Consider the following 10,892-nt stretch of genomic DNA (forward strand, 5'->3'; position numbering starts at 1 on the left):
TGGATACTGCATCTTGGCAAACATATTGCTTCAATGTATAGTACGATTGAAAACTAGTATCTGTTAACGTTAACTCTAAACGAAAGGAACCAAAAATGAAAAAAGGTTTCACCCTCATCGAGCTGATGATCGTTGTGGTCATCATCGGTATCCTTGCTGCCATAGCGATACCGAAGTTCTCAAGTGTTAAAGACCAGGCGGAGCAGGTTTCCTGCAGAAGCAACTTAAGGACCTTTGGAACAGGCGAATCCATGTACTACGGAATGTACGGTGCGTATGGCACGCTTGCTGAGCTTGCAGCTGGTGGAGCAAGCGCGATAATGGGAAATGCAACGTCTATCAGCTGTCCAGCCAGCGGTGCTTACACTGTAGTCCCGGCTGCGCCGACGACTACTTACGCAATAGGGTGTAATGTTGTTGCACCTCTTACCCACGGTAGTATCAATGATGGCATAGTCTCCTGGTAGTAACATTCTGATATTTCAAGATTGGCGGCGGGTCTTAACAACCCGCCGTTCTTTTGATCAATGTTTATATGAAACTACAGGTTTGATGGACAGAATCTGTAGATTGTATGTCCATCGATGTTCGCAACCGGTTCAAGCACATCTCCCGGGCCGATTCTAGAAAAGAGTTCAACCGAGTTTTCATCATCAAATGGGGCGGGATTAATTTCCATAAGGATGATATAATCAATATCCAATTCTTTAAGAATACTTATTTCATCTTCAATACTGTTGTTTAAATATAAATGCGCGGCAACAGGATACTCAAATGCAGTAATCCACCTGTGATTGGAGAAATAGCGCTTCCTCTCATAAAATGAAAGGATTGTTGAATTACAAGGAAGATGATGATTCATCCAGAGTGTTGCTTTCAATTCAGGTTGTTTCTGAACAATTTCACAATCGGATAGCTTCCAATCATTGCTTACATATGATTCTAGCAGTTCGTTTCTGAATCGCAGCCCGTAGTGTTCTGTTGGTGACAAAGAAGTATCATAGATGAAATAGATCATAACTGTCAGAATAGTCGCGGAAAGCAGGCCATATTTCAAATGCCTGAACATAGAAAGACCAAACAGAGTGGCAAATGGAATCAGCAGTATTCCGTATTTCGCACCCCACCATGCGGGATAGAACAGAATCAGGGAAATAATCGCGTAAATTCCAAAACCAGCAAGAATTATAGTTCTTCTTTTCAAGCACCTTCTCTTTATTGTGAGAATATATCCTCCGAGAAGAAGAAAAATGGAAGAATTCCAGGTTCCGAAGTAATGCCAGATATTCTGAAGAAACCGCACAGTTGGGTAAAAATCCGAACTTCTATCGTTGAATGTAAGATAAGTAAGTTGTACTTCAGGCATTCGCCATTCAGGTTTTAGAAAAAAATTAAATAATGTATAGGGGTAGAATAAAGAACCTGTATGAATAAATGTTCGTATCACAAATATCAATGGTAGCAATATCAGTGTAATAATGCTAGATAAAACACTAAATTTGTTGTATTTATTACGTATAGCTATATAAATATACATTATAACGAATGGAATGAGTGCGAAGTATACTGTCAATTTTGATGTCAGCGCCAGACCCATTATTAGTAATGCTGTTAGATCTAAACGATAATCAGTGTCTGTTATCTGTTTAAATAATACTACTAGGGCTATTGTGACAAAGAAAAGAGCAGTTGCATCGGGTTTGGCAAAGTGGCACCAGAGAAGAATCGTGGAGCATCCGGTAATACTTATCAGCGCGGCTGGATACCATTTCCATCCGAATCCGAGTATTACCATTGATAACAAGATCAATGCAATGGACATACTCAGTTCAAACAGCTGACCTAGAATAAGCTGATCTACTCTGTCATCTGCAAGTGAAGATGGCAGCAACAACAGTATTTCCGAAGTCATTGGAAAGGCAGAACACCTTGTTTCATCAAGAAAGCTCATCTGACCGTCATTCAACCATCTATCAGGCTGAACCAGATAGGTGACCTGGGTATCGTTGAAGTCCATTTCCGGACGTCCTGCCAGCATCAGGTTTGTAATCAGAATGTATCCTGCCAGCAGGATAGGGAGGAAAATAGCGGGATGTTTCAAGTGAAAACGGAAACCGGAAAAGTACTTCTTCAATCGTACATATACTAAAACCAGCCCGGTCAATGCTCCGAGTATAATGAAGATTGGTATAATTCTTCTGGTGAGCAGATGAAACAGTGACATCAATACTATTGTTCCCATATAAAAAAGCATTCCGGGAATGACTGAAGGCATCAGACTGAAGTACTTCTTAATCAATTTAATTCGTAATATCAGTGTACCTGTGCCATAGAATGCAAGCCAGATAATTGCAATACGGAGAAGCGACCATGCAAGCGAGCTGATGTTAAGCCAGTCAGTCAGGGGTGTACCGCCCATTCATTGCTCCCGACTGATAATTGGAAAACTGAAATCGTACTGCAGAGATTCATATGTTATCGGCAACCTTGTAATATCGGTATCCTGTTGCTCAAAGGAAATAGTGTATTTAGCGCCAAATTCATCTGTTGCCGTTATTGAATAAATTCCCGGATTAAGCTTTGCGACCATGCTTGCCCCGGACTGAAGGGTCAAGTTATCTAGGAAGATCCCATCCAAACCATTCTGTGGTATTATTTGCAGTTCCGTAATTTCTGCCGTTGGCAGACAGTTTTCTATCAGAAGCGACCCGCTGCCGCATCCTGTTATTCCAATAGGTGGTTCAGGATTGATTACCATACTGTTAACTATTGACACCATGCAGTTGTCAGTCGGCACGGTGATATTATCTGTACTATATGTTCTACCGATCTGATCTACAGCATTGATCGAATAGATGCCTTCATCAAGCCAGATAATGATACTGGTTCCAGGGAATATTCTGAAGTCATCTATTACGATGTTTTCATTAAGCTGCTCTGAAGAGAGTATCAGGGTATCAAGCGCAAATCCGTAAAGTGAATTGGTCAGATTCAGTACGTAATGTCCGTAATCAACATTTGGTCTTCCGAAAGTAATGTATTCCAGATCGATCGTAATTGTATCGGGCGCGTTTTTCTGACAATTTTCAGCGATACCGTAGGAGTTACGCAATTCATCGAACGCGAGGATATTGCATTTTCCCGACGGCAGAGATAATGTGATACTTGAATCCGGCTGTAGACTTGAGATCAGTCGATTGTCACCTTTATCAGATTGGCCAGAACCCCAAATATACAGGCTGATAATCTCTACTTCTCTAACTTCATTAATCAATACAAAATCGTGCAGGCATGATCGATTTGGAACAGAAACAGAAAGAAGTGTCAGGATCATAGAAACGTACTTGTAGATACTGAACTCCTTCCGGGAATATCATCTTTGAGTGAATATTCAAACTACATTACGATATCGCAAGTGACCTTCTGTGAAGTCCAAAAATGATAGAGAAGCATCGTTAGTAAGGTCTGGATTCAAGTTCGAACAGAATATAGCTATCAACAGTTAATAGTGGAGAGAGTTTGAAGGAGACAAATTTCCTCCATTGTTCCAGTTCATTTGCTGACAGTTCAGGAGTGATGTTTATTGAGGTAATAAACATATCCATGGCTAAATGAGTTATTCCTCTACCTCTGAGTGTACTTGCAATCTCTTCGGAATCCATTCCGGACCACAGCATTTTCATCAATTCAAAAGGCACCACATTATGATCGAAAATTGCATAACCGGGAAAATAGAATGGTCGGTTCATATTAACCATAAGTGTGGTATCACTTTCAGATATGTAACGATCACATTCCTGAAAAAAGTCATAATAGAGCGCGTTTTCAAGAAGGGATGTTCTATCTTCCTGAAATTCCCAGGGTCTTTCATGTTCGTAAAGATTTTTTATCATATTTGCTGACCAGATTGCGCATATTACGATAAGAACAGCTGTAGCAGCTCTTAAGATTTTCTTTCTGTTCATTAGAAGGCTTTCAAAAGTTTCGGAAACCGGAATGGAAAGCATTACAAGACCTGGAAGAAGATATCTAACCCTGACAGATGCTCCATTTGCGATCAGTGCGATAATCAGGTAAAGAAACGGCAGGAGGAATTTTCTCCTTCTGTCCCTTAAAATCGGGATTGCCAGAATCGTACCCGCCAGTAATAACGGTCCGCTTGCTCCATCAAACAGGGCAGGATTGTTCCATTCACCGTGAAGCGATATCCTCACTGGAAGAAGGAGATAATCCATAATCCCGTTGAGAGATGTGCTGACGGTATTCATGGCATAATACTCTGCCGCTCTGGTACTTATGGTAATATTCGAATTGAAGATATTTTGAAAGAGCGGATATACAGGATTACCCCATTGAAGGATATTTGGAATTGCCCACCATGCCGTGGTGAAGAAAGCGGCACCCAGAGAATAAAGAACCATTTTTCTGGTCATATTTCTGAAGAAAAACGGAAGAAGTATACAGACGGATACAAGCACAATGAAACCGTTGTACTTACAGCAGCTTGCACCTCCGGCCCATATTACCGCAAGAACGGGATTGCCTTTATTTCTGATGAGCTCCACATAGGCAAGCAAAGAAAAGAAAATAAGGAACGAGTCTGAATAGCTCCATGTTGCGTTTCTGACAAGCTCGGGGATACTCATGAGTATTATCAGAGAGAGAATCGCAGTTTTCTTTTTTCCTTCTCGCAGAAAGTAACCTGCAGATACGGAGCAGGCAGCAAGAAATCCAAGCAGACTTACTACTCTTGAGACTCTGAATCCGAATGTTCCTCCAGCAATCGAATAGAAAGATTCAACCAGATATGGATAGCTGAAAATACCGGACCACTCCGGTCTGACAATTCTTCCAGCTTCAAGCCAGAGCCTGGCTTGATAAAGATGGTGAATCATGGCATCTCTGGAAATCGGCGGGAGTAGTATAAGTGGGAAGAGTATCAATCCGCAGAGTGCAATCATGTAACCGCCGCCTGGCATGCTGAACCGTCCGGGGCGAACCCATAGAAGAGTTCCGACTGCAAGGATTGTCCATAACAGGGCAGGTTGCAGAAACCCTGACCATCCGGCAGCCGATACAAGGAAAAACATCAGCAAACTTCCTGCGCCGAATCTCCGGGACCACGATTCCGAGTGAGGAAGCGCCAGTACTCCCCATCCGCTGATCGCAATTGCCGCTATCGAAAAGAAAATTAATGACATGTGAATTCAACTCCCGGGTGAAACAGTAAACTTAACCATATTTCCAGAGAGTACTTCATAAGGTGCCAGGAATCATAGGTTTCCATCGGACAGCGCTTGAGAATATTTTCAAGATACTGTAACACAATTTAACTTATCATAGTCGGCTTTTATTTCCTTGGAAAGTGGGAGCAGTGAATATCCGACAAAACTGTTCCACTTGCCTGAACTACCCGGGATTTCTATTATTAAGATGTTTACATATTCCAGAATATTGGTTTTCATATTCTGTGAAGGAAATTGTATTTCAACATTGAAGCCGACAGGGAGTAAAAAGGATGAAAATTCTTCTTGATATAGGTCATCCGGCACATGTGCATCTTTTTCGAAACTCCCGCAGAATATTAATGGAACGGGGACACGATGTATTTGCCATAGCTCGGGATAAGGAGATCGTGCATTATCTCCTCAAGGCATATCGGATAGAATTCTATAAGGGTTCGATACAGAAAACCGGCTGCAGGGCACCTCTGGAACTCATCGAATGGTTCTGGAAAGTCTATAGCTTAATCGGGAAACTTCAAATCGATCTTGTTGTAAGTATCGGTTCGCCGGGTGGAGCATGGGCGGCAAAATTCAGAGGAATTCCACATCTTGCATTCAACGACACTGAAAATGCAACAAAGCAAAGGGTAATCTATAAACCTGCCGTGACTGAAATATTCACGCCGAATTGTTTCAATGTAGAACTTGGAGCAAAACAGGTTAGATATAAAGGTTATCACGAGCTCGCCTATCTTCGTCCCGGGTATTTTTCTCCTGACCAGTCAATTCTTGACATGTTAGGTATTCAGAATAATGAGAAATTTGTGATAATTCGATTTGTGGGCTGGGAAGCGAGTCATGATATTAATCATAGCGGTTTATCATTGCAGATCAAACGGAAAGCAGTTCAGGAATTCTCAAAATATGCCAAGGTTTTTATCACATCGGAGAAGAAGATGCCTGAGGATCTGGAAAAATATCGGATAACAATACCACCTGAGCGAATCCACGATGCTCAGTATTATGCTGCTCTGCTTTATGGGGAAAGCGCAACAATGGCTTCTGAATGCGCAGTACTGGGTACACCTGCAATTTATCTTGATAATGATGGAAGAGGATATACAGATGAGCAGGAAGAGAAGTACGGTGCTGTTTTTAACTTTACAGAATCTCCTGAGGATCAGGAGAGATCCATTGAGAAAGGGATAGAACTGTTGCAGATGAGTAATATTAATGAGATCTGGGAGGAAAAGAGAAAGAAACTTCTGGAAGATACAATCGATGTCACTGCATTCATCGTCAGTGAAATTGAAAAGTACTCGGAGAGTGTGAAATAATGTGCGGAATAGCGGGGATAATGAATTTGCATGGGAAAGGTTTCGAATATCAGGAACTCGCGATTATGGCAGATACTCTTTCCCATCGCGGCCCCGATGGCGAAGGCTTTGCGCTGCTCTCGGAGAAATTTCAGGAATGCAGGTTTTGTTCAGCTTATGAGTTAGCAAATCAAAAAGGCGGCGCATATTGTGGTTTTGCTCATCGAAGACTTTCGATTATTGATCTTTCTGATGACGGTATTCAACCGATGTCTTACGATGATGGAAGATTGTGGATTACATTTAACGGTGAGATCTTTAACTATATCGAGTTGCGAAAGGAACTTGAAACACTTGGCAGGCATTTTCATACCGCAACCGATACGGAAGTTCTGATTCAGGCATATGAAGAATGGGGAATAGATTGCCTGCATAAGTTCAACGGTATGTGGGCATTTGCAATCTGGGATCTGCATAAACAAAGGCTGTTTATCAGTCGTGACAGGTTCGGGATTAAACCACTTTACTACGTTAAATATGGTGACAAATTCGCATTCGCCTCAGAACCCAAGGCGCTGCTGAAACTCCCATGGGTTAAAAAGATTCCACACGAAAAAGCAATTGCTGATTATCTGGTTCATTCCCGTGAGGATTGTTTCAGGTGGACATTTTTTGAAGGGATAAAACAAATAGAGCCTGGGCATTTTCTTTTAATTCCTTTCGGAACCACTGAAATTCCGGACCAGAAAAGATGGTGGAATATTGAAAATACTCTGCCATCGGGAGAACTGAGTGATAACGAAGCAGCGGAAATATTTCATGACCTTTTTGAATCGTCAGTCCGCCTTAGATTGAGAAGCGATGTTCCTGTGGGAACCTGCCTTTCAGGTGGACTGGATAGCTCGGCTGTGGTTTGTGCTGCCCGTCCATGGCTATCGCCTGAAAATCAGAAATCATATTCCGCTGTCTATAATTCCACATTCGAATTGGACGAAACAACTTATATCGATGAAATAGTAAAAGATACAGGGATTAAGAATTTCCGTGTCTTTCCCGACAGCGAAGGTCTTATTGAGGATATTGAACAACTGATATACGTTCAGGATGAGCCATTCGGTTCAACAAGTCAATACGCGCAATACAAAGTATTCCAATTAGCCCGCGAGACTGGAACAACGGTTACACTGGACGGTCAGGGCGCTGACGAGGAATTGGCCGGGTATCATTATTTTTTCCCTGTGCATTTTGCAGGTTATCTGCGGAGACTCCGCTTTGTAAAATTCATCAGTGAATTTAATGCTTACCGCAATAAAACAGGTGCTGAATTCAGTACATCAATGTTTTCCACGATGGCGGGACTATTGAGTCACCGTTCAATGATCCGCCTGGCAAATCGTTACGATAAGGGTCGAGGGATAAGCTGGGTAAATCAGCGGATTGTTCAGAATGCGCGATCGATCGAGGCTCCGCAAGTTCATGAATTTGGGGATTGGCTCAACAGAAGATTATACGAAATATTTTCTGTTTCAGGACTTCCCGCACTTTTGAGATATGAGGACAGAAACTCGATGGCATGTTCGATAGAAGCCCGCCTCCCTTTCATGGACCATAGATTAGTGTCATTCATATTTTCACTTCCTGCAGACCAGAAAATCCGCAAAGGTATGACGAAACATGTTATGAGAGGCGCATTGAAAGGGATAGTACCGGAAAGGATACGCACGAGAACAGATAAGATCGGTTTTGCGACACCTGAGAATAATTGGTTTGCTCAGGAACCCATGCTGTCATATATAAAACAGATAATGAATTCCAGAATAACAAGGAATCGTGGCCTGATTGATTGTGACAAATTCAGTGAACTGCTTAATGCCAATACGGAAGGTAAAATTAACGGTGGAAGAGCGATCTGGCGTGCTGTCAATATTGAACTGTGGTTTAGAAAATTCATCGACTGATAATAAGTAAAACAACATGAAAATAGCCGAAAATAATTACGAAAATATACTGATTGAAGTTTTAGAATCAGCGAAAACAAAGGATTATGCTGGATACAGCAAATATGATGCTTTGAACAGCCCGTTTCTGAAAACGCTTGCGCTGGGGAATAAATGGATGAGGCTGATTATTACTCAGGCGATAATGCGAAATCCGATTAATTTTCGTCCTTTATTAGGTGTGATGAAATCCAGAAATCCCAAGGGAATCGCTCAATTTGCTCGATCATATCTTTTCCTGTACCAGAAAACGGGTGAGGATAAGTATCTTCGCGAAGCGAAAAGAATGCTGCAGTGGCTTGTGGAGAATCCAAGTATTAACCGGAAAAATCTGTGCTGGGGATACAATTTCATCTGGCAGAACACCATATTTCTGCAGGATATGTTCGAACCGAATGTTGTTGTTACTGTTTTTGTTGGTGAAGCGCTTATCCATGCTTACAGGGTTACAGGGAACAGGGAATATCTGGAATCTGCGGTTTCTGTAGGAAAATTCATTCTGCATGATGTCCCCGTTCTTTATGATAACGGAGATGAACGAGCTATCGCTTATGTCCTGCGAAAAGTTGACGCTATCGTGCTGAACAACAATGTGCTTGTGGGAGCTTATCTTATCAAACTGTGGAAAGAAACGCAGGATGATGAATTGAGAGTTGTCGCCGGTAAACTGTTGAATTATACATGTAACAAGCGAACTGATTATTATGCGTGGTTTTACACATATCCAAAAGGGAAATCACCAATAAGGCATGACAATTATCATACTGGTGGAATTCTCGATGGATTCATAGAATATTTCGAAGAAACCGGTGATGACAGATACATGGATGTTTACTGGAATGGACTTGGATATTACATGGCTGAGTTATTTGAACCTGATGGCGCTCCGCGATGGATGAACGACAGCAGGTATCCGCATGATATTCATGGATCCGCTCAGGGTATCATTTCTTTCGTAAAGGCGGGAAGACACAGGGCGGAATATTCCGAACAGGCTGAAAAAATTGCCGATTGGACATTGCAGAACCTTTACAGGGAAAAAACAGAGGATTTCATGTATAGAAAAGGTCAATTCTTTAAATGGAATTATTCACTCATGCGATGGTGCAATGCCTGGATGGCAAGAGCTTTGGGAGAAATGATAAATGCTGGGAAGTGAACTGAAATATGATAAAACCCTTTCTTGTTTTGAGAGGGTATATATATCGATTTTCGGTGTACCGATAAATGGGTTACGAATCAGAGCACGAAGAATTCTGCCTGAAATCAAAGGCAATTATCGAAACATTCTCGATATCGGTTCAGGACAGGGAATAATTACGTACGAAATCGCGAGAAGATTTCCTCAAAGCGAAGTTGTTGGTATTGACATTCTCAAGAATCTTGTCGAGCGGGACAACCGGGTAGCGGAGGAAATTGGATTAGAAAACTGCCGGTTTGAAGTTATGGATATTATGGATATTGATTACGAGAATTATTTTGACCTCGTGGTTACCGTAGATATTCTTGAGCATATCAAGGACGATGACAGAGCTTTGAAGCAATTCAACAAAGTTCTCAAACCCGGTGGTTTGCTTCTGCTTCATGTTCCGGCATACGAGCGAAGATGGCTGTTTTTCGGATGGAAAGTCAATTTCGATGTCGAGGGGCATTTCAGACCCGGATATTCAATCGAGGACATTTCACAAAAGATTACCGACGCGGGCTTTGAACTCATCGAAGCCTATCATAGTTATGGATGGATAGAAACCATTACGAATAACATTTCGTATCTGATAACCGAAGCGAGAATGAAACGCAAAATACTCTACGCGCTTGTATTCCCTTTTCTTAATTTCTTTTCGTGGTTCGGGAAAAACTCCCGGCCGGAAAAAGGTGCGGGTGTTATGGTAAAAGCGAAAAAGGCATAGCATTATAATGTCGAAAATTTCTATGATAATTTCGGAGATAGCAAATCAGGCACTCATCCCGTTAAGCTTCAGAATGGGAAAGACTATTTTGCCGCCTGCCATTGCGAGCCTGTTTTTGACGAAAAAGTGTAATTCGCGGTGTACAATCTGCGAATACTGGAAGATAAAAGATTTTTCAGACGAACTCACAAAAGAAAAGTGGTTCAGGACAATAGATGAGTTGAAAAAAATGGGTGTGAAGATGATTAACTTCACCGCTGACGGAGAAATTCTGACCCGAAGGGATGCTTTTGAGATAATGGAGTATGCAAAAAAACTCCGTTTTCTGTTTTCTTTGAATACGAACGGCATAAACCTCGAAAACTCTGTCGACCGAATAATTGAACTAAACCCGTTTCAGGTGCAGGTATCGCTCGATACGGTCAGTGATGAAGCATATGAAAG

Annotated in this window: 9 protein-coding genes; 6 read left to right on the forward strand and 3 right to left on the reverse strand. The window is 41.7% G+C overall.

Annotation, left to right across the window (positions count from 1 at the left end; all coding sequences use genetic code 11):
• Positions 1 to 95 precede the first annotated feature (95 nt).
• Positions 96 to 467 carry a prepilin-type N-terminal cleavage/methylation domain-containing protein gene (locus K8S15_02660; GenBank protein MCD4774935.1) on the forward strand — a complete coding sequence of 124 codons (372 nt, stop codon included), beginning with the start codon at positions 96 to 98 and terminating at the stop codon, positions 465 to 467.
• Between the two features lie 74 nt (positions 468 to 541).
• On the opposite strand, the gene K8S15_02665 is transcribed toward K8S15_02660, so the two are convergent.
• The 3 genes from K8S15_02665 to K8S15_02675 all read right to left on the reverse strand — a co-directional run bounded on the left by K8S15_02665 (position 542) and on the right by K8S15_02675 (position 5,201).
• Positions 542 to 2,419 carry a hypothetical protein gene (locus K8S15_02665; GenBank protein MCD4774936.1) on the reverse strand — a complete coding sequence of 626 codons (1,878 nt, stop codon included), beginning with the start codon at positions 2,417 to 2,419 and terminating at the stop codon, positions 542 to 544.
• On the reverse strand, positions 2,420 to 3,274 hold the full coding sequence (locus tag K8S15_02670; GenBank protein ID MCD4774937.1) for a hypothetical protein: 855 nt from the start codon (positions 3,272 to 3,274) through the stop codon (positions 2,420 to 2,422).
• A 181-nt stretch (positions 3,275 to 3,455) separates the two neighbouring features.
• Positions 3,456 to 5,201, reverse strand: a complete 1,746-nt coding sequence (locus K8S15_02675) for a hypothetical protein (GenBank protein ID MCD4774938.1) — start codon at positions 5,199 to 5,201, stop codon at positions 3,456 to 3,458.
• A 317-nt stretch (positions 5,202 to 5,518) separates the two neighbouring features.
• Between K8S15_02675 and K8S15_02680 the strand changes: the two genes are divergently transcribed.
• The 5 genes from K8S15_02680 to K8S15_02700 form a co-directional block, all read left to right on the forward strand.
• Positions 5,519 to 6,562, forward strand: a complete 1,044-nt coding sequence (locus tag K8S15_02680) for a DUF354 domain-containing protein (protein MCD4774939.1) — start codon at positions 5,519 to 5,521, stop codon at positions 6,560 to 6,562.
• The gene (gene asnB / locus K8S15_02685) at positions 6,562 to 8,499 is read left to right on the forward strand and encodes an asparagine synthase (glutamine-hydrolyzing) (protein MCD4774940.1); all 1,938 of its coding nucleotides are present in this window, start codon (positions 6,562 to 6,564) and stop codon (positions 8,497 to 8,499) included. The genes K8S15_02680 and asnB overlap by 1 nt, the downstream gene beginning before the upstream one ends.
• 16 nt (positions 8,500 to 8,515) lie before the next feature.
• Positions 8,516 to 9,697 carry a hypothetical protein gene (locus tag K8S15_02690; protein ID MCD4774941.1) on the forward strand — a complete coding sequence of 394 codons (1,182 nt, stop codon included), beginning with the start codon at positions 8,516 to 8,518 and terminating at the stop codon, positions 9,695 to 9,697.
• The gene (locus K8S15_02695; protein MCD4774942.1) at positions 9,684 to 10,448 is read left to right on the forward strand and encodes a methyltransferase domain-containing protein; all 765 of its coding nucleotides are present in this window, start codon (positions 9,684 to 9,686) and stop codon (positions 10,446 to 10,448) included. Before K8S15_02690 ends, K8S15_02695 begins: the two co-directional genes overlap by 14 nt.
• 22 nt (positions 10,449 to 10,470) lie before the next feature.
• Positions 10,471 to 10,892 (forward strand): radical SAM protein (locus K8S15_02700; GenBank protein ID MCD4774943.1); only part of this gene is annotated, 422 nt, incomplete at its 3' end.

The organism is Candidatus Aegiribacteria sp. (assembly GCA_021108005.1).
Taxonomy (GTDB): domain Bacteria; phylum Fermentibacterota; class Fermentibacteria; order Fermentibacterales; family JCC-6; genus Aegiribacteria.